This window comes from Allobosea sp. NPDC055353 (assembly GCF_053644975.1).
The window spans coordinates 1,599,770-1,624,572 of record NZ_JBSHMC010000001.1 but is presented as its reverse complement, the minus strand read 5'-3'; the positions used below and the strand labels follow the sequence as shown (position 1 = coordinate 1,624,572).

The 24,803-nt window shown below is 65.8% G+C and carries 25 protein-coding genes; 16 read left to right on the top strand and 9 right to left on the bottom strand.

The features are described 5' to 3' along the window. Window positions 1–52: 52 nt before the first annotated feature. From ACWIEX_RS07535 to ACWIEX_RS07500, 8 genes are all read left to right on the top strand, one after another. Entirely contained in the window at window positions 53–817 is a 765-nt protein-coding gene (locus tag ACWIEX_RS07535; protein WP_454032466.1) for an arginyltransferase, read from the top strand. Between the two features lie 112 nt (window positions 818–929). After that, entirely contained in the window at window positions 930–1,577 is a 648-nt protein-coding gene (locus ACWIEX_RS07530; protein ID WP_454032465.1) for an RraA family protein, read from the top strand. Window positions 1,578–1,607: 30 nt separating this feature from the next. Then, window positions 1,608–1,922, top strand: coding sequence for a UxaA family hydrolase (locus ACWIEX_RS07525; RefSeq protein WP_454032464.1), 315 nt, complete (start codon window positions 1,608–1,610; stop codon window positions 1,920–1,922). After that, window positions 1,919–3,115 carry a UxaA family hydrolase gene (locus tag ACWIEX_RS07520; RefSeq protein WP_454032463.1) on the top strand — a complete coding sequence of 399 codons (1,197 nt, stop codon included), beginning with the start codon at window positions 1,919–1,921 and terminating at the stop codon, window positions 3,113–3,115. Before ACWIEX_RS07525 ends, ACWIEX_RS07520 begins: the two co-directional genes overlap by 4 nt. A gap of 60 nt (window positions 3,116–3,175) precedes the next feature. After that, the gene (locus tag ACWIEX_RS07515) at window positions 3,176–3,565 is read left to right on the top strand and encodes a hypothetical protein (protein ID WP_454032462.1); all 390 of its coding nucleotides are present in this window, start codon (window positions 3,176–3,178) and stop codon (window positions 3,563–3,565) included. A gap of 35 nt (window positions 3,566–3,600) precedes the next feature. Then, window positions 3,601–4,962, top strand: coding sequence for a PepSY-associated TM helix domain-containing protein (locus ACWIEX_RS07510; protein WP_454032461.1), 1,362 nt, complete (start codon window positions 3,601–3,603; stop codon window positions 4,960–4,962). Window positions 4,963–5,115: 153 nt separating this feature from the next. After that, window positions 5,116–6,138 carry a DUF2336 domain-containing protein gene (locus ACWIEX_RS07505; RefSeq protein ID WP_454032460.1) on the top strand — a complete coding sequence of 341 codons (1,023 nt, stop codon included), beginning with the start codon at window positions 5,116–5,118 and terminating at the stop codon, window positions 6,136–6,138. Window positions 6,139–6,229: 91 nt separating this feature from the next. Further along, window positions 6,230–6,829 carry an outer membrane protein gene (locus ACWIEX_RS07500; protein WP_454032459.1) on the top strand — a complete coding sequence of 200 codons (600 nt, stop codon included), beginning with the start codon at window positions 6,230–6,232 and terminating at the stop codon, window positions 6,827–6,829. Window positions 6,830–7,140: 311 nt separating this feature from the next. On the opposite strand, the gene parC is transcribed toward ACWIEX_RS07500, so the two are convergent. The 3 genes from parC to ACWIEX_RS07485 form a co-directional block, all read right to left on the bottom strand. Beyond that, entirely contained in the window at window positions 7,141–9,387 is a 2,247-nt protein-coding gene (gene parC / locus ACWIEX_RS07495; RefSeq protein WP_454032458.1) for a DNA topoisomerase IV subunit A, read from the bottom strand. A 236-nt stretch (window positions 9,388–9,623) separates the two neighbouring features. Then, a complete protein-coding gene (gene recO / locus ACWIEX_RS07490) occupies window positions 9,624–10,385 on the bottom strand; it encodes a DNA repair protein RecO (protein WP_454032457.1) in 762 nt (253 codons plus the stop codon). A gap of 243 nt (window positions 10,386–10,628) precedes the next feature. Beyond that, window positions 10,629–11,012 (bottom strand): tautomerase family protein, encoded by a 384-nt coding sequence (locus ACWIEX_RS07485; protein ID WP_454032456.1) that lies wholly within the window; start codon window positions 11,010–11,012, stop codon window positions 10,629–10,631. A gap of 112 nt (window positions 11,013–11,124) precedes the next feature. Between ACWIEX_RS07485 and ACWIEX_RS07480 the strand changes: the two genes are divergently transcribed. Next, complete coding sequence (locus tag ACWIEX_RS07480) at window positions 11,125–11,964, top strand: LysR family transcriptional regulator (RefSeq protein ID WP_454032455.1); 840 nt, start codon at window positions 11,125–11,127, stop codon at window positions 11,962–11,964. 212 nt (window positions 11,965–12,176) lie between these two features. On the opposite strand, the gene ACWIEX_RS07475 is transcribed toward ACWIEX_RS07480, so the two are convergent. From ACWIEX_RS07475 to ACWIEX_RS07465, 3 genes are all read right to left on the bottom strand, one after another. Further along, window positions 12,177–14,387, bottom strand: coding sequence for a RelA/SpoT family protein (locus ACWIEX_RS07475; protein WP_454033477.1), 2,211 nt, complete (start codon window positions 14,385–14,387; stop codon window positions 12,177–12,179). Between the two features lie 245 nt (window positions 14,388–14,632). Next, a complete protein-coding gene (gene rpoZ / locus ACWIEX_RS07470; protein WP_454032454.1) occupies window positions 14,633–15,022 on the bottom strand; it encodes a DNA-directed RNA polymerase subunit omega in 390 nt (129 codons plus the stop codon). 102 nt (window positions 15,023–15,124) lie between these two features. Then, window positions 15,125–16,834 carry an ATP-binding protein gene (locus tag ACWIEX_RS07465; protein ID WP_454032453.1) on the bottom strand — a complete coding sequence of 570 codons (1,710 nt, stop codon included), beginning with the start codon at window positions 16,832–16,834 and terminating at the stop codon, window positions 15,125–15,127. Between the two features lie 213 nt (window positions 16,835–17,047). On the opposite strand from ACWIEX_RS07465, the gene ACWIEX_RS07460 reads away from it, so the two are divergent. Together ACWIEX_RS07460 and acpS are read left to right on the top strand one after the other, a co-directional pair. Beyond that, window positions 17,048–17,797 (top strand): pyridoxine 5'-phosphate synthase, encoded by a 750-nt coding sequence (locus ACWIEX_RS07460; RefSeq protein ID WP_454032452.1) that lies wholly within the window; start codon window positions 17,048–17,050, stop codon window positions 17,795–17,797. A gap of 70 nt (window positions 17,798–17,867) precedes the next feature. Beyond that, window positions 17,868–18,269, top strand: a complete 402-nt coding sequence (acpS, locus tag ACWIEX_RS07455) for a holo-ACP synthase (RefSeq protein WP_454032451.1) — start codon at window positions 17,868–17,870, stop codon at window positions 18,267–18,269. A gap of 102 nt (window positions 18,270–18,371) precedes the next feature. Here the strand turns inward: acpS and aqpZ are convergent, their stop codons facing one another. After that, window positions 18,372–19,085 carry an aquaporin Z gene (gene aqpZ / locus ACWIEX_RS07450; RefSeq protein ID WP_061964104.1) on the bottom strand — a complete coding sequence of 238 codons (714 nt, stop codon included), beginning with the start codon at window positions 19,083–19,085 and terminating at the stop codon, window positions 18,372–18,374. A gap of 218 nt (window positions 19,086–19,303) precedes the next feature. Between aqpZ and lepB the strand changes: the two genes are divergently transcribed. The 5 genes from lepB (at window position 19,304) to ACWIEX_RS07425 (ending at window position 23,044) form a co-directional block, all read left to right on the top strand. After that, window positions 19,304–20,071, top strand: a complete 768-nt coding sequence (lepB, locus tag ACWIEX_RS07445; RefSeq protein WP_454032450.1) for a signal peptidase I — start codon at window positions 19,304–19,306, stop codon at window positions 20,069–20,071. Next, entirely contained in the window at window positions 20,023–20,799 is a 777-nt protein-coding gene (gene rnc, locus ACWIEX_RS07440; protein WP_454032449.1) for a ribonuclease III, read from the top strand. Before lepB ends, rnc begins: the two co-directional genes overlap by 49 nt. Further along, window positions 20,792–21,709, top strand: coding sequence for a GTPase Era (gene era, locus ACWIEX_RS07435; RefSeq protein ID WP_454032448.1), 918 nt, complete (start codon window positions 20,792–20,794; stop codon window positions 21,707–21,709). The genes rnc and era overlap by 8 nt, the downstream gene beginning before the upstream one ends. Window positions 21,710–21,726: 17 nt before the next feature. Then, window positions 21,727–22,272, top strand: coding sequence for a sugar O-acetyltransferase (locus ACWIEX_RS07430; RefSeq protein ID WP_454032447.1), 546 nt, complete (start codon window positions 21,727–21,729; stop codon window positions 22,270–22,272). A gap of 139 nt (window positions 22,273–22,411) precedes the next feature. Then, on the top strand, window positions 22,412–23,044 hold the full coding sequence (locus ACWIEX_RS07425; RefSeq protein WP_454032446.1) for a LabA-like NYN domain-containing protein: 633 nt from the start codon (window positions 22,412–22,414) through the stop codon (window positions 23,042–23,044). A gap of 83 nt (window positions 23,045–23,127) precedes the next feature. Here ACWIEX_RS07425 and smpB read toward each other — a convergent pair whose 3' ends face one another. Together smpB and dapA are read right to left on the bottom strand one after the other, a co-directional pair. Then, window positions 23,128–23,601, bottom strand: coding sequence for an SsrA-binding protein SmpB (gene smpB, locus ACWIEX_RS07420; RefSeq protein ID WP_454032445.1), 474 nt, complete (start codon window positions 23,599–23,601; stop codon window positions 23,128–23,130). Between the two features lie 165 nt (window positions 23,602–23,766). Further along, on the bottom strand, window positions 23,767–24,660 hold the full coding sequence (gene dapA, locus ACWIEX_RS07415; RefSeq protein ID WP_454032444.1) for a 4-hydroxy-tetrahydrodipicolinate synthase: 894 nt from the start codon (window positions 24,658–24,660) through the stop codon (window positions 23,767–23,769). Window positions 24,661–24,803 lie beyond the last annotated feature (143 nt).

Sequence of the window (24,803 nt, the reverse complement as noted above, 5' to 3'; positions counted from 1 at the left end):
GGTGCGGCCGATGCTACATTGAAGGGTGGAAGCTTCCGGGGAGCCAGCCGACGTGACGCGCCCATTGCGGGATGCCCCGCAATTCTACCTGACCTCGCCGACCGCGTGCCCCTATCTGCCGGGGCGCGAGGAGCGGAAGGTGTTTACGCACCTCGTCGGCTCGCAGGCGCGCGAGCTCAACGACGTGCTCTCGCAGGGCGGCTTCCGGCGCTCGCAGAGCATTGCCTACCGCCCCGCCTGCGAAATCTGCCGGTCTTGCGTCTCGGTCCGCGTCTGCGTCGACGATTTCCGCCTGTCGCGCAGCTTCCGCCGCGTGCTTGCGCGCAACAGCGACCTGATCGGCGAGGCCCTGCCGCCGCGGCCGCGCTCCGAGCACTATTCCCTGTTCCGCTCCTATCTCGATGAGCGCCATCCCGATGGCGGCATGGCGACGATGTCGGCGCTCGATTTCGCCATGATGGTCGAGGACAGCCATGTCGAGACCAACCTGATCGAATACCGCCGCCGCGGCCCCGATTCCGGCTTCACCGGGCGCGGCGAAGGCGACCTCTTCGCGATGGCCCTGACCGATACGCTCAGTGACGGACTCTCGATGGTCTATTCGGTCTACGACCCCGGGCTGGAGCTGCGCTCGCTCGGCACCTTCATGGTGCTCGACCATATCGCCCGGGCGCGCCGGCTCGGCCTGCCTTACGTCTATCTCGGCTACTGGGTCGAGGGCTCGCCGAAGATGGCCTACAAGTCGCGCTTCCTGCCGCAGGAGCGCCTGATGCCGCAGGGCTGGGAGCGCGTCGACCACAACGATTCAACCGATTGAAACGCATTCGCGACGCGCGGAAAACGCGCTTGCCGCGCCTCGCTCCTCCCGACACTCTGTCGCCAGCGGCCCGGCAGCAGATCCGCGCCACAGGGGCCGAACCGGAGGAATGATGAGCCAGGAACTGACCGACAGGCTGGAGCGCTGCTATACCGGCATCATCCACGACACGATGCGGGCGATGGGCCTGAAGGATTTTGTCCTGCCGCCGGAACTGCGCCCGCTCCTGCCCGGCCAGAAGCTGGCGGGGCCGGCCTTCACCGTCGAGGGCAAGACCGGCGAATTCGATGCGCATGAGACGCTCTTGGGCTGGACCGGCCTGCTCTCGGCCGCCAAGCCCGGCCATGTCTGGGTCTGCCAGCCGAACACCAACGAGATCGCGCTGATGGGCGAGCTTTCGGCCGAGACGCTGAAGAACAAGGGCGTGCGCGGCTGCGTCATCGACGGCCTCTCGCGCGATACCGAATTCATGGTCGAGATGGGCTTCCAGGCCTATTTCAAGGCCTATACGCCGCGCGATATCGTCGGCGCCTGGTTGCCCAAGGCGGTCGACGAGCCGATCAAGATCGGCGAGGTCTGGATCCGTCCGGGCGACTACATCCTCGCCGACCGCGACGGCGTCGTCCGCATTCCCGTCGAGATCATCGAAGAGGTTCTGGAGAAGTCCGAGACCGCGATCACGGCCGAGAACAAGGTTCGCACCGCGATCCTCGCCGGCACCGACCCGCAGAAGGCCTATCTGCAGTACGGCAAGTTCTGACGCGTTCCCTCCTTCGAAGGGCGGCTCACCATGACCCACGATCCGCGCCTCATCCTGCTCGATCCGCGCGACAACGTCCTCGTCGCGCGGGTTCGGCTGAAAGCCGGCGAGACGGTCGAGACCGGTTCCGGCCCGGCCGCGCTCGATCGCGACATCGCGCTCGCCCACAAGGTTGCGCGCGGTGCCATCGCGGCCGGCGAGAAGATCCTGAAATACGGCGCGCCGATCGGCGTCGCGACCGAGGCGATCGCGCCGGCCGCGCATGTCCATGTCCACAACATGCGCAGCGACTACACGCCGACCTATCATCTCGAAGACGAACGCAAGGCGGGAGCCTCGGCATGAGCACGATGCGCGGCTATCTCCGCTCCGACGGGCGCAAGGGCATCCGCAATACCGTCGCGGTCGCCTATCTCGTCGAATGCGCCCACCATGTCGCGCGCGAAATCGCCCTGCCCTGGCGCGAGGAAGGCGTCCACGCCATCGGCTTTCCCGGCTGCTACCCGAACCCCTATGCCGAGCGGATGATGGAGCAGCTCTGCACCCATCCGAATGTCGGCGCCGTGCTCTTGGTCTCGCTCGGTTGCGAGAGCTTCAACAAATACGCGCTGGAGCGGGCGGTGCGCGCCAGCGGCCGGCCGGTGAAGACGATCATCATCCAGGGCACCGGCGGCACCCGCGCCTCGATCCGCGAGGGCCGCGCCTGGGTCGAGGAGCAGCGCGCTCTCCTCGATACGCAGGAGACGGTGCCGATGGCCGTCTCCGAACTCGTGGTCGGCACGGTCTGCGGCGGCTCGGACGGCACCTCCGGCATCACCGGGAATCCGGCGGCCGGACGTGCCTTCGACCAGCTCATCACCGAGGGTGCCGCCTGCATCTTCGAGGAAACCGGCGAATTGATCGGCTGCGAGCACATCATGGCGGCGCGCGCGATCACGCCCGAACTCGGCGCCGAGCTGGAGAAATCCGTGGCCAAGGCGGCCCGCTATTACGCGACGCTGGGATACGGCTCCTTCGCCGCCGGCAATGCCGAGGGCGGGCTCTCGACCATCGAGGAGAAATCGATGGGCGCCTATGCCAAGTCCGGGGCATCGCCGATCTCCGGCCTGATCAAGCCCGGCGACGTGCCGCCGCATGGCGGGCTCTACCTGCTCGATGTCGTGCCGGACGGCGAGGTCCGCTTCGGCTTCCCCAATATCAACGACAATGCCGAGATCGCGGAATTGATCGCCTGCGGCGCGCATTGCGTGCTGTTCGTGACGGGGCGCGGCTCGGTCGTCGGCTCGGCGATCTCGCCGGTGGTGAAGATCTGCGCCAACCCCGAGACCTATCGCCGGATGTCCGAGGACATGGACGTCGATGCCGGGCGCATCCTCGAAGGCTGCGCCGGGCTCGACGAGGTCGGCTCCGAGATCCGCGATCTCGTCGTCTCGCTCGGCCAGGGCGGCCGGACCAAATCGGAAGAACTGGGCCATCAGGAATTCATCCTGACCTACAAGAGCTTCGAGCCGCTCGGCCCGGCCTGCCTGCCAGCTTAGGCAAGGCCGCGTCACGGCGCCCGCTTCCACTGATTGGGCGGATTGGATAAGCCTCGTTTCATGACGGGCGCAGCGGGACGTACGAACTGGCGGAGGAGCGCGATCGCGCTCGTCGCCGTCTATGTCCTCGTCCTGCAGACGACGCTCGTCGCACTTGCGGCGGGATTGTCGGCGCAGCCCTCGCCCGGCCTTGTCCATCCGCTCTGCACACCCGGCCAGACGGCGCCGGTCGATCCCGCACCGGATAGCGGCGGCGCGAAACTCCCCGATTGCTGCGCGACGCTGTGCCTGTCAGCGGCGATCGCCTTGCCGCCGCCATCTCCGGCCGCTGTCTTCGTGGCGCGCCGGCCCGCCGTCGCATTCGCCCACCACCTGCCGTCCGAGCAAGTCTCGGCGCCGCCCGCGCCGGGCTATCCGCTCGGCGCACGCGCTCCCCCTGTCCCGGTCTGAAGCCCTCTCCCTTCAGCTCAGACCAGGATTTTTCCATGACAACCGTCTCAACGGCAACGGCCGCGCCCGAACGCGCGAGCCGGCCCGCCGCATCCTTCTATCGCGCCGTCTGGCGCTGGCATTTCTATGCAGGACTGATCACCCTGCCTTTCCTCATCCTGCTGGCGGTGACCGGCGGGTTATACCTCTTCCGGGCCGAGATCGACGGCCTGATCCATCGCGACGTGAAGCAGGTCGAGGCGCGCGCGACCGGCGAGCGGCCGCCCAGCGAGATCGTGGCGCAGGCCGTGAAGGCCTTCCCCGGACAGGCCGTGAAATACATCCCGCCGGAAACCGCGACCGCCTCCGCCGAGGTCACGATCCGCGACGCGGGCGGGACGCGGATGGTCGTCTATGTCGATCCCTACGATGCCCGCGTGCTCGGCCAGATTCCCGACAAGGGTACGGTGATGTGGGTGGTCCGCCAGATTCACAGCCTTGCCTATTTCGGGCCCGTCGCGAACGGCGCGATCGAGATCGCCGGCGGCTGGGCGATCCTGCTGGTGCTGACCGGCCTCTATCTGTGGTGGCCCCGCAAGCAGAGCGGCGGCGTGGTCACGGTCCGGGGCAAGCCGCGCCAACGCGTGTTCTGGCGCGATCTCCACGCGGTCACCGGGCTCGTCGCCGGCGGCTTCATCCTGTTCCTGGCGATCACCGGCATGCCCTGGTCGGTGCTGTGGGGCAGCAAGGTCAACCAATGGGCCAACGGCCATAATTTCGGCTATCCGGCCGGTGTCCGCGTTGCCCTGCCGATGTCGGACGAGCATCTCGCCCATATCGCGCCGACGACATGGTCACTGGAGCAGGCCAAACTACCGGTATCGCAGATTGCAGGGGGCGAACCGATCGGTCTCGACGCCGCCGTCGCGGCCTTCGACCGACTGGGCCTGACGCGCGGCTATGCCGTCAATCTCCCGGGTGGTCCGGGCGGGGTCTATACCGGCTCGGTCTATCCGAAGGACATGGCGCTCCAGCGCGTCATCCATCTCGACCAGTATAGCGGCAAACCCCTGATCGACATGAGCTATGCCGATTACGGCCCGCTCGGCAAGGCGCTGGAATGGGGCATCAACGTGCATATGGGGCAGGAATTCGGGTTGGCGAACCAGCTCGTGCTGCTGGCTGCCTGCCTCGCGATCGTCCTGCTCTGCGTCTCGGCTCTGGTGATGTGGTGGAAGCGACGCCCGCAAGGATCGCTCGGCGTGCCGCCGCTGCCTGCGGAGAAGGCGACGCTGCGGGGGGTCGTCGCACTGCTCGCCATCGGCGGGCTCGCCTTTCCGCTGGTGGGGCTGTCGCTCATCATCATGGTGCTGATCGACGGTGTGATGGTAAGAAAATTGCAACCTATGAGTGCATAAATTGACAAGCCTGCCTCCCCGAGCAGCAGGCTACCCACGGACTGAACAACGGGGCGTCATCGCCCCGTTGTTCAGAAAAAGCGCTGCCGCCTTAAGAGTAAATCAAGCCGGACCTGCGCAGAGTGCCGCCACTGCTTTGCCGTGGGAGCCCTCATGCTGCGTAACCTGACCCGGATGCCGGCGGACATGTCGTCGGATTCGCGCCGGCAGCTTCTGCATGCCGTGACGGACCTGTTCCTGCTCGACCACGATCCGAACGCCGCGGCAAAGGAGCATTACGGGGAGATCGCGACAGGCTCGCTCGGTCATCTCGGCGACGAGGACCGCAAGGGCTATGCCGACCGCGTCGCCAGCATGCCGACCCTGCCGCATAATGTCGCCGTCACGCTCGGCGGCGACGGCAATGCCGAGGTCGCCCGGCTGGTGCTGTCGCTCTCCCCGGTCCTGACCGATACCGACCTCGCCGCCATCGCCGTCAGCCAATCACAGCAGCACCTGGTCGCCATCGCCGAGCGCGCGCGCCTGTCCGAAAGCGTCACCGACATCCTCGTCGAGCGCGGCGACCAGAAGGTTCTGCATACGGTCAGCGCCAATGAAGGTGCCGCCTTCTCCGATCGCGGCTTCGACCGGCTGCTGGAACGCGGTGAGGGCGATACCGCCATCACAGACGCGCTCGCCCGCCGGTCCGATCTCGCGCCGAACCGTGCCCAGCGTGTCCTGCGGATCGTCGAACAGTTCTCAGACGGCGGCGCCGCGGCGCCTGCGACCGAAGCGGGTGTTTCGCTGGCCCGGCAGGCGCGCCAGCAGCGTCTCGAGGTCAAGCTGCTGCTCTCCGATCTCGCCGCCAAGGTGCGCGAGGTCGACGATGTGCTCACCATGCTGGCCGACGAGGATCGCGCCTATCACCTGTCGCAGGTGCTGGCGGAAATCGGCGGTATCTCGATCGAGCAGGCGCTGCGCGTGCTGATGCAGCGGGATTCCAGTGGTATCGCCGTCGCCTGCCGCTCGCTCGGCATCGGCTCGACGGCATTCCGCGCCATCCTGCAATTGCGGGCACGGCGGCTGTATTTCTCCTCCCGCGACGTCGACGATGATGTCGATGCCTATGACAAGCTCGATTTGGCGACGGCGGAACGGACCCTGCGCTTCCTCAAGCTCAGGACCAAGATCGCCTGAGGCGCCGCCGGGCCTGGCCACAAAACCGCGACATTCGCCCCGCTCCATGCTAGCTTCCGACGGGGCACGCTGTCGCGAGGACGCTTTCGACGTGAGATTTCCGCTTCTTTCCGCCGCGACGCTCGCCGCCCTGCTCGGCGCGGGCGTTTCGGCGCAGGCGCAGGCCTTCCTGCCGCTGTCCGGCTTCGCCCCGCTGCCCTCCTTTGCCTGGGACCAGCCCAGCCTCTCGCCGAAATGGGAGGGGTCCTATGCCCGCATCTCCTCGGGCTTCCAGGTCACCAGCGGCAAACACATGCGCACCAGCGCCGGGCCGACGATCGGGCTTGAAGCCGGGACGATGCGGCGCGAAGGCAATTTCGTCTATGGCATCGCCGGCGCGATCGATTACGCGCCCGCAATCGGCGGCTACGGCTATCCGAGCTTCGGCAATGCCGCCTATACGCGCGACCTCGCCGGCGCCTTCAAGGTCAAGGCCGGCGTCCTGGTGACGCCCGATGTGCTGCTCTACACCACGGTCGGCATGAGCGCGGCCAACGAGACCTGGCGTTACGGCGCGACCGGCTTCTCCTCGCCCTTCAGCCGCAGCAGCATCGCCGTGCGGCCCGAGGCGCGCGCCGGCGTGCTCTGGGCCGTCACCGACAAGATCACGATGGGTCTCGAAGTCGGCGTCGTCGGCGAGGCGATCCGCTGAGAGCCTGATTCAAGCGGTTGCGAGGTTGATTCCGGTTTTCGCGGCAAGTCTTTGATCTTGGGCTTCTTTCAGGCCTGATCTTCCCTTCTCCCCCTGCGGGAGAAGGTGGCATGGCGAAGCCAGGACGAATGAAGGGTCGCGCGACCTTTACCGTCATTGCGAGCGCAACGAAGCAATCAAGGGGGACTGGTTCGAAGCGTTTCACCCGGTCTCCCTGGATTGCTTCGTCGCTTCGCTTCTCGCAATGACGGATAGCGTAGCGCGACCCCTCATCCGCCTGCCGGCACCTTCTCCAGCAAGGGGAGAAGGGACTACCCCCCGAACGTATTGCTCTTCGGGAAGCCCTTCGGCGGCAGGCGGCCGGCTTCGGCGCGGTGGCCGAGCCATTCCATGAGATCGGCCTGGGTCACCGTCCAGGTCCGGCCGGAGGTGTCGAGCCAGGTCAGGCCATCCGCGAGGTTGAAGGTCCTGGCGTCGGAGAGGCCGCCATCCTTGTAGCGCTGCAGGCGCACGCCCTTGCCGCGGCCCATCTCCGCCACTTCGGAGATCGGGAAGCAGAGCAATTTGCGGTTCTCGCCGATGATCGCGACATGGTCGCCATCGGCCGGCACCGCCAGCACCGCGACCGTCTTGCCATCGACATTGAGCACCTGCCGGCCTTTGCGGGTATTGGCGACGACATCGTCGGCCGGCGCGACGAAGCCCCTGCCCTCGCTCGTCACCATCAGCAGCTTGGAGCCCGGTCTGTAGGGGAAGGCGGAGACGATCTCGGCCGTCTCCTCCAGCTCGATCATCAGGCGGATCGGGTCGCCAAAGCCGCGCCCGCCGGGCAGCTTGGACGCATCCAGCGTGAAGACCTTGCCGTTCGAGGCGAGCACCAGCACCTTCGCCGTCGTCTCGGTGAAGAAGGCGGTCTGGAGAGCGTCGTCGCCCTTGAAGGAGAAGCTCGACTTGTCCTGGACATGGCCCTTCAAGGCCCTGATCCAGCCCTTCTTCGAGATCACGACCGTGATCGGCTCGCGCTCGACCATGGCCTGGGTCAGGTCGATATCGGTGGTATCCGGCATATCCGCGAAATCGGTGCGGCGCTTGCCGATCGCCGTTTCCGGACCAAAAGTCTTCTTAACCTGGCGGATATCCCAGGCGATCGTCTTCCACTGCGTCGCCTCGGAGGCGAGCAGGCCTTCGACCTGCTCCTTTTCCTTGGTCAGTTCGTCTAGTTCGGTCTTGAGCTGCATCTCCTCGAGCTTGCGCAAGGCACGCAGCCGCGTGTCGAGGATCGCGTTGGCCTGGACTTCCGTGAGCTCGAAATACCGCATCAGCTCGATCTTCGGCTCATCCTCCTCACGGATGATTTTGATCACCCGGTCGAGATCGAGATAGACGATCAGCAGGCCGCGCAGGATTTCGAGCCGCTTGTCGATCTGGCCCAGCCGAAAGCGCGAGCGCCGCTGCAGCACCTCGCGGCGATGGTCGAGCCAGGCACGCAGGGCTTCACTGAGACCGAGCACGCGCGGCACCAGCCCGCCGGTCAGCACGTTCATGTTCATCGAGATGCGCGCTTCCAGCTCAGAGAGCCGGAAGAGCGATTCCATCATCAGGTTGGGATCGACATTGCGGGCGCGCGGCTCGATGACGATACGGATGTCCTCGGCCGACTCATCGCGCAGATCTGCAACCAGCGGCAGCTTCTTGTCGTTGAGCAGTTCTGCGATCTTCTCGATCAGGCGGCCCTTCGAGACCATGTAGGGGATCTCGGTGACGACGACCTGCCAGGCCCCGCGTTCGAGATCCTCCTTCACCCAGCGCGCGCGGGTGCGGAAGGCGCCGCGGCCGGTGCGGTAGGTCTCCGCCATCGAGGCCCGCGTCTCGACGATGATGCCGCCGGTCGGGAAATCCGGGCCGGGCACGAAGGTCATGAGCTGCTCGGACGAGGTTTCCGGGTGCTGGATCAGGTAGAGCGCGGCGTCGCAGAGCTCGGCGGCGTTGTGCGGCGGAATCGAGGTCGCCATGCCGACCGCAATGCCCTGCGAGCCGTTGGCGAGCAGGTTCGGGAAGGCGGCCGGCAGCACGACCGGCTCCTCGTCCTCGCCGTTATAGGTCTCGCGGAAATCGACCGCGTCCTCGTCGATGCCGTCGAGGAGGAGCCGCGCGACCTCGGTCATGCGCGCTTCGGTATAGCGGTAGGCTGCAGCGTTATCGCCGTCGATATTGCCGAAATTGCCCTGCCCGTCGACGAGTGGGTAGCGCTGGGCGAAATCCTGCGCGAGGCGCACCAGCGCGTCGTAGACCGACTGGTCGCCATGCGGGTGGAACTTGCCGATGACGTCGCCGACAATGCGCGCGCATTTCTTGTGGACCTGGCCGGGGTCGAGCCGGAGCAGCCGCATGGCGTGCAGGATGCGGCGGTGGACCGGCTTCAGGCCATCGCGCGCATCCGGCAGGGCGCGGTGCATGATGGTGGAGAGCGCATAGGCGAGATAGCGCTCTTCGAGCGCCGATTTCAGATCGATGCGCTCGGCTTCATCTTCCGGCGGCGGATCGACCGGTTTGCCCATGCTGCGTCAGCCCTCGTCTCGTCGTATTTCGCGCGGTCAGACCCCGTTCTTCACATTCAGACGCGATTGTCTGAATCTGAAGAACGGGATCGATTCTTAAAGCCGGAGCATTGCTCTACGCGAAAAACCGGTACCCACTTTTTCGCGCAATGCTCTATGGCACAGCGCGAGTCGCCCCGCCAGAACAATGCAGGTACGAAGCGGCCCGCGCAAACGCGGAAGCCGCTATTTCGCGCTTAGTCGGTGGATGATTCGGCCGAGGGCGAATTCGCCGCAGCGCGCGTCGCCAATTCGACCAGTCGCGCCCGCTCCGGCGGCTCGCGCAGGCCGCGCGGTTCAAGGATGTGGCGGCGCAGGAAGAATCCGGTCAGGGCGAAGCCGGAGAGGATGTCGGCCGGTGTCGGGCGTCTTCCGCCCTGCCCCTCGACGAGGAACGATGGCAGCTTCAACAGGCGATCGAGATAGGGTTGCGCCGCCGGGCGGCTGACGGCCTTCCCGGATTTCGGCGAGACATGGCTGAGATCGTCAGGCGAGCCGGTGACGGCGCAGCGCGCCAGATCGAGCCCGAAGCCCAGCTCGGTGAGCATCGCCAGTTCGAAGCGGATGACCAGCGCCGGCGCCATCTCCGCCTCGTCGAGATGGGCGACAAGGACGGAAAGCCCTTCATGGAGGCCGGGATGCGGATCGCGCTCCGGCAGGAGACGCAGCAGGCCGGCGATCGTGCCGAGTCCGTAGAGCGCGACCGGCGCGGCGATCAGGCGGGCGGCATGGGAGGTCAGGAGCTCGACCTTGTACTCGCCGAGATGCTCGTCGAGCCGGGCGCGCCAGGTCAGCGAGACGCTGTTACCGGGTTGAAGCGAGGCTTGCGCTTTGGCCGAGCGCCCGCCCCTGACGAGGCCGAGATGGCGGCCGTGATCGCGCGTCATCGCCTCCAGGATCACGGCGCTCTCGCCATGAGCCTTGAGGCCGATGATCGTGCCCTCGTCGGTCCATTCCATGAGGACAGGATTTAGGGCGGGAAGCGCGGGACCGCAATTTCATGCGCTCGTTTCCAGCCACGGGACGATGGGCGATTCGCAGGGCTCCCGCTTTTGTTTGGAAACGCGGGTCATCCCGGACGCAGCGAAGCGGAGATCCGGGATCCATGCCTGAACCTTTTTCGGAATCGCTCCGGAATGGATCCCGGGTCTCCCTTCGGTCGCCCGGGATGACGGCGTGTTTCGGAAGCCAACCGAGGAGCCTCACGCCACATATTGCGCGACGCCGCCGCCGAAGGACCAGTCCTCGCGCTTGACCTCGACGAGGTTGATGAAGACGTCGTCGGGCCTCAGGCCGGGTTCGCGGGCGAGGTTCGCCGCGATAGCCGCATAGAGCTTCTTCTTCTGCGTCACGCCGCGGGTATTGGCGACGGTGAGCTGAATGATCACCAGGTTCTCGCTGCGGTTGAAGCCGAAATAGTTGGCATCGAAGACGAACTCGTCGGCGTCGTGCTGGTGGACGATCGCGAAGAGATCCTTCTCGGGAACCTCGAAGGTCTCGCGCAGCGCCTTGTAGACGCCGTCGATAATGGCGGCAGGCTCGGAAGCCGGGCGGCCGCGGCGCATGGAAATCCGGATCAGGGGCATGGCTCGTTTCCTTGTTTAGGCGCGACAGCGCCTTTCGAGGAGCACCCTAGGTCAGCTCTTATGATCTGAAAATCGCATCTATGATGATATCAATGATATGGTATTATGATGTATGAGCACTCTGGATATCGACGCCGTCGCCTCCTTCCTGCGCGCGGCCGAGCTGAAGAGCTTCACCCGCGCCGCAGAGGCGCTTGGCACGACCCAATCGCTGGTCAGCACGCGGGTGAAGCGGCTGGAAGACGGGCTCGGGCGCCTGCTGCTGCAGCGGCATCCGCGACTCGTCCGATTGACGACCGAGGGCGAGCGCTTCCTGCCGGCCGCTCGCGACTTGCTGGCGGCGCATGGCAAAGCGCTCGCGGCCTTTGCGGTTGCGCCGGAGCATATCGCGGTCGGCATCAGCGAACAGGCTGTCGGCGCCGAGGTTCCGGCGGTGCTGGCGCGCCTGACCGCCCATGATCCCGGCATCGTCATCAATCTCCGGATCGAGCCGTCGCGGATGCTGGAAGAAGCGTTCGAACGCGGCGAGCTCGATGTCGTGATTGTCCGCCGGCTCGCGGCGGGGCGAACCGGGGAAGTCCTGCGCGAGGATGCCGTCGGCTGGTTCGCAGCACCCGATCTGGTGCGGCAGGCCGATACGCCCGTGCCCTTGGTGAGCCTCGTCGCCGAATGCCGCCTGCGCCGGCACAGCATGGACATATTGGACCGTGCCGGCATCGCCTGGCGCGAGGCCTTCGTCGGCGGCGGGATGGCGGCGGTCGCGGCGGCTGTGCAGGTCGGTCTCGGCGTCTCGCCGCTCGCCGCGCGGATCGCACCGACAGGAGCAGTGGATGTCGGGCCCGCATGGGGCCTGCCGTCGCTCGGCGGATCGCAGGTCGTGCTCAGGAGCAATGTTGCGACGCCGCGCGCAGGCGCCTTCGTGCGCGAACTGGCGGCGGCGTTCCGGGGTTAGGTCTAGTAGCGTCTGCAAGAACCTCGTCCCCTTTGTCATTCCGGGGCGCGCCACAGGCGCGAACCCGGAACCCACGACGAGGTGCGGCATTCTGTGCCCCGGTTGTTGCCCGCTCACCCGGTCGTGGGTTCCGGGTTCTTCGCTGCGCGAAGCCCCGGAATGACAAAGGTGGTTCCTGCCAAGAATGGCCCGGCGGTTGCCGCCCTTCCGCCCTACCCGACGACGCGCTCCACCCGGCTGATCACGCGCTTCTCGCGCAATTCGCTGATGATCGCCGAGAGGTGCTTCAGGTCCCAGACCGTGAGGTCGATGGTGACGTCGGTGAAGTCCGGGTTCGGCCGGTTCATCGAAACCGAGTCGATGTTGCCGTCATGCTCCGCGATCGTCGTGGTGATCTGAGCGAGCGAGCCGGGCTCGTTGATCGATTTCAGGGTGATGCGGGCGGGGAATCGCTGCGGTGCCTTGTCGTCCAGGTCCCAGCGGACATCGAGCCAGCGATCCGGCTCGTTGTCGAAGGCGGCAAGCGCCGGCGACTGGATCGGATAGATCGTCACCCCCTCGCCCGGCGTCAGGATGCCGACGATGCGGTCGCCCGGCACGGCCCCGCCCTGCGGCGCGAAGCGCACCGGCAGGTCGCCGCCAAGGCCGCGGATCGGAATGGCGGTGTCCGGCTCCTCGCCCGGCAATTTGAACTTGAGGTTCTCGCCCTTGCGCAATTCGAACCAGCCCTTGCCATCGGCAGCGGCGCCCGGCTTGCCCTCGGCCGAACCGCGCTTCTCCGGTTCGAGGTCCGGGTAGACCGCCTTGACCACGTCGCCCGAATACATCTCGCCGCGCCCGACCGCCGCGAGCACGTCGTCCACGGTGTTGCGGGCGAGGCGCTTCAGCGCCGCCTTGAGCTTGTCATCCGAGAAGGCGCGCTCGGCGCGCGAGAAGGCGCGTTCGAGAATCTGGCGGCCGAGGCCGGCATATTGGCGGCGGACCGCGGTGCGGGTGGCGCGGCGGATCGCGGCGCGGGCCTTGCCGGTGACGACGAGCGATTCCCAGGCGGCCGGCGGGGCCTGCCCGTCGGCGCGGGTGATCTCGACCTCGTCCCCGTTCTGCAACTCGGTCAGCAGCGGGGCGATGCGGCCGTTGATCTTGGCGCCAACGGCGCCGTTGCCGACATCGGTATGGACGGCATAGGCGAAGTCGATCGGCGTCGCGCCGCGCGGCAGGGCGATGAGCCTGCCCTTCGGCGTGAAGCAGAAGACCTGGTCGTGGAAGAGCTCGAGCTTGGTGTGCTCGAGGAACTCTTCCGGGCTGTCGCCCTCGGCCAGCAGGTCGACGGTGCGGCGCAGCCATTGATAGGCGCGGCTCTCGTCAGCCAGGCTGATCGGCTCGCCGGCCCGGCCATCCTTGTAATGGGCATGCGCGGCGATGCCGTATTCGGCGATGCGGTCCATGTTGTCGGTGCGGATCTGCAATTCGACGCGGCTGTGGCCGGGCCCGACGACGGTGGTATGGATCGAGCGGTAATCGTTCTGCTTGGGCGTCGAGATGTAGTCCTTGTAACGGCCCGGCACCATCGGCCAGGTCATGTGGACGATGCCGAGCACGCGGTAGCAATCCTCCGGCTTCGCGACGATGACGCGGAAGCCGAAGATGTCGGAGAGCTGCTCGAAGGAGACGGATTTCCGTTCCATCTTCTTCCAGATCGAATAGGGCCGCTTGCGGCGCCCGAAAACCTCGGCCCGGATGCCGCTGGCGGCAAGCTTCTCCTTCAGGTCCTCCTCGATCTCGCCGATGACCTTGCCCTCCCGCACGGTCACCTCCTCCAGCCGCTTGGTCACGGTGGCATGGGCCTCGGGCTTGATATGGCGGAAGGAGAGTTCCTCCAGCTCCTCGCGCAGTTCCTGCATGCCCATCCGCCCGGCGAGCGGGGCATAGATCTCGATCGTCTCCTCGGCGATGCGCAGGCGCTTCTCGGGCGGGACGAAATGCAGGGTGCGCATGTTGTGCAAACGGTCGGCGAGCTTGACCAGCAGGACGCGGATATCCTCGGCGATGGCGAGCAGCAGCTTGCGGAAATTCTCGCCCTGCGCCGCCTTCTTCGAGACGAGGTCGAGCTTCTTGATCTTGGTGAGACCATCGACCAGCCGGCGGATATCCGGCCCGAACATGCTCTCGATCTCTTCCAGCGTCGCGGTCGTGTCCTCGACCGTGTCGTGCAGGACGGCGGCGACGATGGTGGCATCGTCGAGCTTGAGGTCGGTCAGGATCGCCGCGACTTCGAGGGGATGCGCGAAGAACGGATCGCCGGAGGCGCGCTTCTGCGTGCCATGGGCGCGCATGGCATAGACATAGGCCCGGTTGAGCAGGTCCTCGTCGGTATTCGGATTGTAGCTCCTGACCCGGTCAACGAGCTCATATTGCCGCATCATGCCCATGCGGGCCCCAACCTCATCCTGCGATCATTGCAACTTATTATTATTTGCACAGGCATTGGCGGCAGCAAGGCGTTTTCCGGATGGGGGCCATGAAAAAAGCCCGGCAATGCCGGGCTTTAGTGGGAAACGGTGAACAATCGATTCACATCCGATCGATGCCACGGTTTTCTCGGCTCTTTAGTTTTGCATCGGCTTTGTCCGAAAACCGCGTGCCACTTTTCGGGACGATGCTCTGAGGATCAATCCTCGTCGTCGGCGCTCTCGGTCGGCGGCACGAGGCCGTCGAGGCCGCGCAGAAGGTCCTCTTCGCTCATCCGGTCGAACTGGACTTCGCTGTCGGGGGTCGCAGCGCTGGCGGGGCTGGCGAGCAACGGAACGGTCTCCAGCTCCGGCTCATCGACCTCGACATGCTTCTGCAGCGAGTGGATCAGATCTTCCTTCAGATCCTCGGGCTTGAGCTTCTCGTCGGCGATCTCGCGCAGCGCGACGACGGGATTCTTGTCGTTATCGCGGGCGACGAGGATAGACGAGCCCGACTGGATCATCCGCGCGCGGTGGCTGGCGAGCAGCACCAGCTCGAAGCGGTTCTCGACCTTGTCGATGCAGTCTTCAACGGTAACGCGAGCCATGGCCGGCTTCTTCCGATCTCAGCGATGCAGGGAATGGATTGAGCACGGCCTTACAGGCAAAGCCACAGCGATGCAAGAATTTCACTCGCTGCCGGCGCCGTGTCAGGAGCCCATGCGGCGCACCATGTCGTCCAGCGTCGGCTCGAACCGGCTCGTGACCTCGCCGCCGCGCGCGCCCATCGCCGGCAGCTCGTGCGGCTTGAGCTCGGCGAAGCGCATCCGCATCGTGGTGGCGACACCTTCGCCAAAGGCGATCGCCTCGCGATTGCCGATCGAGGACAGGAAATTGATCGTGCTGGCGGATGCGTCGGAGATCGCCGAGCGGATGATCTGCTGGTCGCGCTCGTTGGCCAGCCGCATCGCGAAGATGGTCGAGCATTGCGACAGGATGGTCGGATCGAGCTCGCCGGGACGCTGCGTCACGATGCCGAGATAGGCGCCGTATTTGCGGCCTTCCTTGGCGATGCGGGCAAGGGCCTGGCGCGTCGGAGAGAAGCCGAGCGAGGGGTCTGAGGGGACATAGCGATGCGCCTCCTCGCACAACACCAGGATCTCGCAGGCGCCCTGACTGGCGGTGGCGAGATCGAAGGCCAGGCGCGACAGCACCGAGGCCACCGCATTCACGACCTCGCCCGGCAAGCCGCCAAGCTGGAACGCCGTGATCGGCCGGCCATGCATCGGGATGCGGAAGACCTGGGCCAGGATCGGCGCGACGGTCTCGTACATGTTCGCCCGCCCGAACATGAAGCGATAGCGCGGATCGGCATGCAGCGATTCCAGCCGCACCTTGAGCGAGCGCAGCGCAGCGCGGGGCCAGCGCTGCTCATGCAGGCCGATCAGCTCGTCGATGACCGTGAAGACGTCCTTCAGCCGATAGGGGGTGGCCGCATCGGCAGGCCCGGCCTGCGGTGTATCGACCGACTGGCGCGAGACGCCGAGATCCAGCGGACGCTTCAACAGGCTCGAGCCGAGATCGCGCGCCCTGTCCTGCGCATTGGGCATACGGTAACGCGCCCGTGCGGCCGAAACAACCTCGCGCAGGATGTCCGGCTCGTCGTCGAGGGCGGCGCGGCCCCGGAACACGACATCGGCCAGCTCGTCCTGCTTGAACATCCAGAAGGGCAGATCGAGGCTTTCGCCGTCGATGGTCAGCGCCAGATCGGGAAAGGCGCTGGAGTATTCGTTGTGCGGGTCGAGGATAAGCACACGCAGGCGCGGCCGCACCGAGACGGCACGGCGCAGCAGCAGCGCAACCGCGCTCGACTTGCCGACGCCGGTGGTCCCGACCAGAGCGAAATGGCGCGAGAGCATGTCCTGGACGCTGACGGTCGCGGGAATGCTCGCATCCTGCGTCACATGGCCGATCTCGACGCCGGCGCGGTCGCCGAGGTCGTGCACGAGCGCGAGATCGCCGGAGCGGATGCGATGGGCGATCGCGCCGATCGGCGGAAAGCTGCTGATGCCGCTCTGGAAACGCAGCCGACCCTCGGCGCTTTCCAGCACCTCGCCGAGAAACTCCACCTCGACCCGGATCGGGTTCTCCTCCGCCTCGCTCCAGGCGTCGTCGACGGCCTGCAGCTTGTAGACCAGCGCGACGATACGGCTCGGACCCAGGTTGATCGACACCATACGGCCGATGGCCCAGGCATCGCCCGCCAGCCAGCCACTGGTCGAAACCGCGCTCAGAATCGTGGCCCGCGAGCCGTCGCAGGCAATGACGCGGCCGAGCGCCCGCTCGGGCGGCTGATGGCTGTCACGCCTGTCCGGCAGGACATCGGTCTGAAAAGCCGCGTTCTTCAGTGGTAGTTGCATCGGCTCAAGCGAATTCTGCAATGTCGGATGCCGACGCTACGGAGTTTCGGTTACGATTACCTTCACGAGGAGCGCTTATTCCGCTTAATCGAATCGCGGTGTTTTCGCCCCTCGCCGGACCGATCACAATTCGTGAGCCCGGCATCACAATCCCTGCATTGAGCCAATGCGCTGCTTTCGTCTAAGCAGGACGCAAGAACACAGGGGGGCACCATGGCCGATCGGCTGCGTCTTGGCATCAATATCGACCACGTCGCCACGGTGCGAAACGCGCGCGGAGGCGCCCTGCCCGATCCGGTCCGGGCCGCGCACCTCGCGATTGCCGCCGGCGCGGACGGCATCACCGCCCACCTGCGCGAGGACCGCCGCCATATCCGCGACGCCGACATGGAACGCCTCGCCACCGAATTGAGCAGGCCGCTCAATTTCGAGATGGGCGCCACCCCCGAAATGATCGCGCTGGCGGAGCGGCTGAAGCCGCATGCGGCCTGCCTGGTGCCGGAGAAGCGCGAGGAACGCACCACGGAGGGCGGGCTCGATGTCGTCGGGCAGGAGAGCCACCTGATGCCGGCGATCGCCCGGTTGAAGGCCGCCGGCTGCCGCGTGTCGCTGTTCATCGAGCCGGACGAGGCGCCGATCGCGATGGCTGCCAAGCTCGGCGCGCCGGTCATCGAACTGCATACCGGGAGCTGGTGCCATGCCGTCATCGACGGCGAGACGACCAAGGCGGAAGCGGAATTCCAGCGCCTGGCGAACGGCGCGGCGCTCGGAGCCAGGCTCGGCCTCGAAGTCCATGCCGGGCACGGGCTCGACTACGACACGGCGCGAACGCTCGCTGCCGTGCCGGAATTCGTCGAGTTCAATATCGGCCATTTCCTGATCGGCGAAGCGATCTTCATCGGCCTCGAAGCGGCGATCCGCCGGATGCGGCAGGCGATGGACGAAGGTCGCGCCGGGGGCTGAACCACCGCTCCCCGCCTTTCCATTTCCGGAAGCGGTTCCTGTCGGGCGAAAAGCGCGCTACATCGCGAGCATGATCCTCGGCATCGGCTCCGACCTCTGCGACATCCGCCGAATCGAGCGCTCGCTCGAACGCTTCGGCGAGCGTTTCACCGAACGTGTCTTCACCGAAGGCGAGCGGACGAAATCGGACCGGCGCGCGACCCGCGCCGCCTCCTATGCCCGCCGCTTCGCCGCCAAGGAGGCCTGCTCGAAAGCGCTGGGAACCGGCTTGCGCGCCGGTGTCTTCTGGCGCGACATGGAGGTGGTCAACCTCCCGGGCGGGCGCCCGACACTGCGCCTCACCGGCGGCGCAGCGGAGCGGCTGAAGGCCATGACCCCGCCGGGCCATGAGGCCTTCGTCCATGTCTCACTGACGGACGACCCGCCTTTGGCGCAGGCTTTCGTGGTGATCGAGGCTCGGCCGATCGCCTGAGGCCCCTCGCTTCAAGCAGAAGCCGCCGCCATTCCGGAGCACCGCCTGGCGATGCCTCGGAACGACGGCGGCTATTTAGATATTAGCTGCCTGCCCTGCCGCTCAGCGGCCGGTGATTTCGCCTTCCGGCTCGTTGCTCAGCCAGCGATAGATCACGCCGCCAAGCACGCCGCCGATCAGAGGCGCCAGCCAGAACAGCCAGAGCTGCTGCAGCGCCCAGCCGCCGACGAAGAGCGCCGGACCGGTGCTGCGGGCCGGGTTCACCGAGGTGTTGGTCACCGGGATGCTGACGAGATGGATCAGGCAGAGACCGAGGCCGATCGCCAGCGGGGCGAAGCCGGCCGGCGCCTTGCCATGGGTCGAGCCCATGATGATGAAGAGGAACATCATGGTCATCACGACTTCCATGAGGAAGGCCGAGACGAGGTTGTACTTGCCGGGCGAATGCTCGGCATAGCCGTTCGAGGCGAAGCCGCCGGCAAGATCGAAGCCCGGCGCGCCGCTGGCGATCTGGTAGAGAACGGCGGCCGCCACGACGGCGCCGACCACCTGCGCAATGATATAAGGAACGACCTGGCCCGCCGGGAAGCGCCCGCCGGCCGCGAGGCCGACCGTCACCGCCGGGTTGAGATGGCAGCCGGAGATATGGCCGATCGCATAGGCCATCGTCACGACCGTGAGGCCGAACGCCAGCGAAACGCCGAGCAACCCGATACCGACATTCGGAAATCCCGCGGCGATGACCGCGCTGCCGCAACCCGCGAAGGTCAGCCAGAATGTGCCGATGGCTTCGGCGGCTAATTTCTTCGTGCTCATGAATGATTCCCCCATTTACGCGCGATCGTGATGCTGTTGGCGAAAATCCGGGCCGTCAATCTGCGTCCGGGGCAAAAGCCGCCCTGATATCGCCACTCTCCCATTCTCGATTCGCATGCGCCATCCGCCGATCCCCTCCCCCTCCCGCTCTTGCGCGTTGTCGCAGGCGCGATAGTCGGCTAGACCGCGCGCAGGATCGCAGCCTCAGGAGCGCCCGCGTGGCCAACGACGTCGACAGCAAAAGCAAGGCGGCCAAGGAAGAGGGCGGCGTCCTCGAGACGATCAAGGTCGTCGTCCAGGCGCTGCTCATCGCGCTCGTCATCCGCACCCTGCTCTTCCAGCCCTTCAACATCCCGTCCGGCTCGCTGATTCCGACGTTGCTGATCGGCGACTATCTGTTCGTGTCGAAATACACCTACGGCTATTCCAAGCACTCGATCCCGTTCAGCCCGCCGCTGTTCTCAGGGAGGGTCTGGGCGGCCGAGCCGAAGCGCGGCGACATCGCCGTGTTCAAGCTGCCGAGCGACAATTCGACCGACTACATCAAGCGCGTCATCGGCCTGCCCGGCGACCGCATCCAGATGATCGACGGCATCCTGCACATCAACAACACGCCCGTGAAGCGCGAGCGCATCGGCGATTTCGTCACGACCGACAACTGGGGCCGCAGCGCTCCGGTGATCCAGTATCGCGAGACCCTGCCCAACGGCGTCAGCCACCAGATCATCGAGCGCGAGGGCGATACCGGCACCTTCGACAACACGCAGGTCTTCATCGTGCCGCCCGGCCATTTCTTCATGATGGGCGACAACCGCGACAATTCGCTCGACTCGCGTGACCGCAGCGTCGGCTTCGTGCCGTTCGAGAATTTCGTCGGGCGAGCCGAGATCATCTTCTTCTCGATCGAGGACGGCGCCTCGGCCTGGAAGATCTGGGAATGGCCCTCCACGGTTCGCTGGAGCCGCCTGTTCAGCTCCATCAAGTGAGCAAGGTGGGCGACGGCGGGCGTAAGGCCCCGGATACGGCGCGGCTCGAGGCCGTGCTCGGGCATCGTTTCGCGGACCAGGGCCTGCTCGCGACGGCGCTGACCCATATGAGCGCCGAGGACTCGCGACTGGCGAGCTACCAGCGCCTCGAATTTCTCGGCGATCGCGTGCTCGGCCTTTCGGTCGCCGAATTGCTGTTTCGACAGTTTCCGCAGTCGGAGGAAGGCAATCTCTCCCGCCGACTCGCCGATCTCGTGCGCAAGGAGACCTGCGCGGAGGTGGCCGAAGGCTGGAATCTCGGCCAGTTCATGCGGCTCGGCGAAGGCGAGATTCTCGGCGGCGCCCGCAAGAACAAGGCGATCCTGGCCGATGCCTGCGAGGCGATCATCGGCGCGGTCTTCATCGATGGCGGCTACGAGGCGGCGCGCGCGCTGATCGAGCGCGCCTTCGGCGAACGCATGCTGAAGCCGGTCCGACCGTTACGCGACGCCAAGACCGCGCTGCAGGAATGGGCGCAAGGCAAGGGCTACCCGACGCCGACCTATAGCGAGCGCGGCCGCTCCGGCCCCGACCATGCGCCCGTCTTCGTCGTCGCGGCGAAGATCACGGGGCTTGCCGACGCCGAGGCGCGCGGCCCTTCCAAGCGACTGGCCGAGCAGGCCGCGGCCGAAGCCTTTCTCAGGCGAGAGGGCCTATGGAACGACAACCCGGAAGGCGACAATGTCTGAATCCGACCAAGCCACGCGCTGCGGCTTCGTCGCGCTGATCGGCGCGCCCAATGCCGGCAAGTCGACCCTGCTCAACCAGCTCGTCGGCGCCAAGATCTCGATCGTCTCGCGCAAGGTGCAGACGACGCGCACGCAGGTGCGCGGCATCGCGCTCGCCGGCACAGCGCAGGTCATCTTCGTCGATACGCCCGGCATCTTCGCGCCCAAGCGCCGGCTCGACCGCGCGATGGTGACGAGTGCCTGGGGCGGCGCCACCGATGCCGACCTGATCGGCGTCCTCGTCGATGTCGCGCGCTTCGACCACGAGGAAAATACGGCGCTGTTCGAGAAGCTCGCCGAGCTGAAGCAGCCGAAATTCCTGATCCTCAACAAGATCGACACGGTGCCGAAGGACAAGCTGCTCGCCATCACCGCAGCGGTGAATGAGCAGGGACAGTTCGAAAACACGTTCATGATCGCGGCGCTGACCGGCTACGGCGTCAAGGACATCCTGGCCTGGCTGGAGAAGCGCCTTCCGCTCGGCCCCTGGCTGTATCCGGAAGACCAGATCTCGGATGCGCCCCTGCGCTTCCTCGCCGCCGAGATCACCCGCGAGAAGATGTTCGAGCGGCTGCATGACGAACTGCCCTATCGCTCCACCGTCGAAACCGAGAGCTGGCAGCAGAAGCCGGACGGCTCCGTCCGCATCGAGCAGACGATCTATGTCGAGCGCGAAGGCCAGCGGAAGATCGTGCTCGGCGAAGGCGGCCAGACAATCAAGGCGATCGGCCAGAAGGCGCGCGTCGAGATCGCCGAGGCGGCCGAGGCCAAGGTCCATCTCTTCCTGTTCGTGAAGGTGCGCGAGAACTGGAGCGACGACCCGGAGCGCTATCGCGAGATGGGGCTGGAATTCCCGAAGGGCAAAGGCTGAACGGCGCGGAGGCCGCGATGCGCAGCGAGAAGGACAAGATGCTGGCCGGCGAGCTCTATCGCGCCGACAGCCCGGAACTCATCGCCGATAATCGCCGCATCAGCGCCTGGATGGAGCGTTTCAACGCAACCGGTGCGACGCCGGAAGCGCGGCTACCGCTTATGCAGGAGGCCTTCGGCCATGTCGGGCGCGGCGTCGTCATCCGCCCGCCCTTCCATTGCGACTACGGCTACAATATCAGCCTCGGCGACGGCGTCTTCCTCAACTTCAACTGCATCATCCTCGACGTCGTCGCGGTCACCATCGGCGACGGCACGCAGATCGGCCCCGGCGTGCAGATTCTGACCGCCGATCATCCGCGCGATCCCGGCCAGCGCCGGCAGATGCTGGAATTCGGACGCCCCGTCAGCATCGGCAGCAATGTCTGGATCGGCGGCGGCGCGATCATCCTGCCCGGCGTCACGATCGGGGACGATGCCATCATCGGCGCGGGCAGCGTGGTCACGTGCGACGTGCCGGCAGGCGGCACCGCGGTCGGCAATCCGGCGCGCCTGCGGCCCTGACGTAACGGAAAACCGAACTGCGTCAGTGTGCCACGGCCGCTCCTTGTAACTTGTCAAATTTCAGTCGCAAAACGACATTGTTAGAACGCGTTTTGTGCCCATTTTCATACCTAAAGATATTTTAGCAGGAGTGATTGCCATGAGCGCCGCACCGCGCATCGCGCTGTTCATCGACGGCGCCAATCTCTACGCGACTTCAAAGCAGCTCGGCTTCGACATGGACTATCGGCGCCTGCTGCGGGAGTTCCAAAGCCGCGGCAACCTGATCCGAGCCTTCTATTTCACCACATTGGTGGAAAGCGAAGAGTATTCCTCGATCAGGCCGCTGGTCGACTGGCTCGACTACAACGGCTACCGGGTCATCACCAAGGCGGCGAAGGAGTTCACCGACGCCACTGGCCGGCGCCGCGTCAAGGGCAACATGGATATCGAGCTGGCGATCGAGATGCTGGAGCTCGCGTCGCATCTCGACCAGATCTACCTGTTCTCCGGTGACGGCGATTTCCGGCCGCTGGTCGAGGCGGTACAGCGCAAGGGCGTCAAGGTCTCGGTGGTCTCGACGATCTCGACCAACCCGCCGATGGTCTCCGACGAGTTGCGTCGGCAATGCGACGAATTCGTCGACCTCGCCCAGCTCATGCAGAAGATCGGCCGCGACCCGGCCGAGCGCGCCAATCGCACGGGGGCCGGCGCCGCACCGGGCACTCCCGGCAACCCGTCGCTGGAGCGGCGCTACGGTATCCGCCAGGGCGACGAGCCGGTCGAGGGGTGAGCGGAATGTTATTTCAGCAGAGCGCGGGATCCCCTCTCCTGTAAGGAGAGGGGATCCCCACGCGCTATTTTGGAAACACGGATTTACCCGCCCGTCTTGAGCAAACGCTGCTTGTCGCGGTTCCAGTCGCGCTCTTTCTCGGTCTCGCGCTTGTCGTGGAGCTTCTTGCCCTTGCCGAGGCCGAGTTCAACCTTCGCCCTGCCCTTGTCGTTGAAGTAGACCTTGAGCGGGATCAGGGCCATGCCCTCGCGCTGGACCGCGCCCATCAGCTTGTTGATCTCCCGCCGGTGAAGCAGGAGCTTCCGCGGCCGACGAACCTCGTGATTGAAGCGGTTCGCCTCCAGATATTCCGGAATATGGGCGTTGAACAGAAAGAGCTCCGTCCCCATCGGGCCGGCATAGCTCTCTCCGATCGTCGCCCTTCCGCCGCGCAGCGACTTGATCTCGGTGCCCTGCAAGGCGATGCCCGCCTCCACGGTTTCCTTGATCTCGTAATTGAAGCGCGCCTTGCGGTTATCCGCTGCCAGGCGATAGCGCTCCGGGTCAGGTTTCTTCATGCCGTTCCGCTGAATCCATATTGTGCGACCGGCGCAAGCAGAGCCTGAGAAGCCGATTCGAAGCCGGCACTCAAGCCTCTGAAAAGACCGATCTTATCATTCTTCCACCCGCCGCGAACGGCGAGTGAATGACCGCGCGTGTCCGGCGCGGCCACCCTAACCTATCTAGGCATTCAACAGCCCGGCGAAAACCATGGCCTCGCGAATGACCTTGCCCGTCGCCGGGGTCACCGGCATCAGTGGCAGGCGAACCTCCTCCTCGATGCGGCCGAGCAGCGCGAGACCGTGCTTGGCGCCGGCGAGGCCGGGCTCCTTGAAGATCGCGTCATGCAGCGGCACCAGCCGGTCCTGCACCTTCAGCGCCCCGGCATAGTCGCCCTTCTGGACGGATTCCATCAGGTCGGCGCAGAGGCGCGGCGCGACATTGGCGACGACCGAGATGCAACCATGGCCGCCGGCCGCCATATAGGACAGCGCGGTCATGTCCTCGCCCGAGAGCTGGATGAAATCCGGCCCCATGGCGTGGCGCTGCTGGGAGACGCGCGCAAGATTGGCGGTGGCGTCCTTCACGCCGGCGATGTTCTTGAGCTCGTAGAGCCGCGTCATCGTCTCGACCGACATGTCCACCACCGAGCGCGGCGGGATGTTGTAGATGATGATCGGAATCCCGATCGCATCGTTCACCGCCTTGAAGTGCTGGTACATGCCCTCCTGGGTCGGCTTGTTGTAATAGGGCGTCACCACCAGCACGGCATCGGCGCCGGCCTTCTCGGCATGGACGGCGAGGTCGATCGCCTCGATCGTGTTGTTCGAGCCGGCGCCGGCGATGACCGGGACGCGGCCCTTGTTCTGATCGATGACGATCTCAACGACGCGCTTGTGCTCGTCATGCGACAGTGTCGGGCTCTCGCCGGTGGTGCCGACGGGCACGAGCCCGGTCGAGCCATTGCCGATCTGCCAATCGACCAGCGCGCGCAGCGTCGTCTCGTCGACCTTGCCGGCTTTGAACGGCGTGACCAGAGCGGGCATCGAGCCGGTAAAGGCAATGTGCTTGGTCATGGGACGATCCTGGGACGAAAACGCGGGTTACGGGGCCGCCACACATAAACCGTCGTCTCGCCAAGGCAAAGCCGGCAAGTCATGAAAATGCGTGGCCTCATAGTTAAGCCTTCATAAACTGCCTTCCCCGACCATCCCTTGAT

Excerpts from the sequence above, each read along its gene's own strand:
- ACWIEX_RS07530 (WP_454032465.1), top strand. The coding sequence starts at position 930 with ATGAGCCAGGAACTGACCGACAGGCTGGAGCGCTGCTATACCGGCATC.
- ACWIEX_RS07475 (WP_454033477.1), bottom strand. The coding sequence starts at position 14,387 with ATGATGCGGCAATATGAGCTCGTTGACCGGGTCAGGAGCTACAATCCG.
- ACWIEX_RS07430 (WP_454032447.1), top strand. The coding sequence starts at position 21,727 with ATGCGCAGCGAGAAGGACAAGATGCTGGCCGGCGAGCTCTATCGCGCC.
- ACWIEX_RS07520 (WP_454032463.1), top strand. The coding sequence starts at position 1,919 with ATGAGCACGATGCGCGGCTATCTCCGCTCCGACGGGCGCAAGGGCATC.
- dapA (WP_454032444.1), bottom strand. The coding sequence starts at position 24,660 with ATGACCAAGCACATTGCCTTTACCGGCTCGATGCCCGCTCTGGTCACG.
- era (WP_454032448.1), top strand. The coding sequence starts at position 20,792 with ATGTCTGAATCCGACCAAGCCACGCGCTGCGGCTTCGTCGCGCTGATC.
- ACWIEX_RS07425 (WP_454032446.1), top strand. The coding sequence starts at position 22,412 with ATGAGCGCCGCACCGCGCATCGCGCTGTTCATCGACGGCGCCAATCTC.
- ACWIEX_RS07525 (WP_454032464.1), top strand. The coding sequence starts at position 1,608 with ATGACCCACGATCCGCGCCTCATCCTGCTCGATCCGCGCGACAACGTC.
- aqpZ (WP_061964104.1), bottom strand. The coding sequence starts at position 19,085 with ATGAGCACGAAGAAATTAGCCGCCGAAGCCATCGGCACATTCTGGCTG.
- parC (WP_454032458.1), bottom strand. The coding sequence starts at position 9,387 with ATGGGCAAACCGGTCGATCCGCCGCCGGAAGATGAAGCCGAGCGCATC.
- rnc (WP_454032449.1), top strand. The coding sequence starts at position 20,023 with ATGGCCCTCCACGGTTCGCTGGAGCCGCCTGTTCAGCTCCATCAAGTG.
- ACWIEX_RS07460 (WP_454032452.1), top strand. The coding sequence starts at position 17,048 with ATGGCCGATCGGCTGCGTCTTGGCATCAATATCGACCACGTCGCCACG.
- ACWIEX_RS07480 (WP_454032455.1), top strand. The coding sequence starts at position 11,125 with ATGAGCACTCTGGATATCGACGCCGTCGCCTCCTTCCTGCGCGCGGCC.
- acpS (WP_454032451.1), top strand. The coding sequence starts at position 17,868 with ATGATCCTCGGCATCGGCTCCGACCTCTGCGACATCCGCCGAATCGAG.
- smpB (WP_454032445.1), bottom strand. The coding sequence starts at position 23,601 with ATGAAGAAACCTGACCCGGAGCGCTATCGCCTGGCAGCGGATAACCGC.
- ACWIEX_RS07505 (WP_454032460.1), top strand. The coding sequence starts at position 5,116 with ATGCTGCGTAACCTGACCCGGATGCCGGCGGACATGTCGTCGGATTCG.
- ACWIEX_RS07510 (WP_454032461.1), top strand. The coding sequence starts at position 3,601 with ATGACAACCGTCTCAACGGCAACGGCCGCGCCCGAACGCGCGAGCCGG.
- ACWIEX_RS07515 (WP_454032462.1), top strand. The coding sequence starts at position 3,176 with ATGACGGGCGCAGCGGGACGTACGAACTGGCGGAGGAGCGCGATCGCG.
- ACWIEX_RS07465 (WP_454032453.1), bottom strand. The coding sequence starts at position 16,834 with ATGCAACTACCACTGAAGAACGCGGCTTTTCAGACCGATGTCCTGCCG.
- recO (WP_454032457.1), bottom strand. The coding sequence starts at position 10,385 with ATGGAATGGACCGACGAGGGCACGATCATCGGCCTCAAGGCTCATGGC.
- rpoZ (WP_454032454.1), bottom strand. The coding sequence starts at position 15,022 with ATGGCTCGCGTTACCGTTGAAGACTGCATCGACAAGGTCGAGAACCGC.
- ACWIEX_RS07485 (WP_454032456.1), bottom strand. The coding sequence starts at position 11,012 with ATGCCCCTGATCCGGATTTCCATGCGCCGCGGCCGCCCGGCTTCCGAG.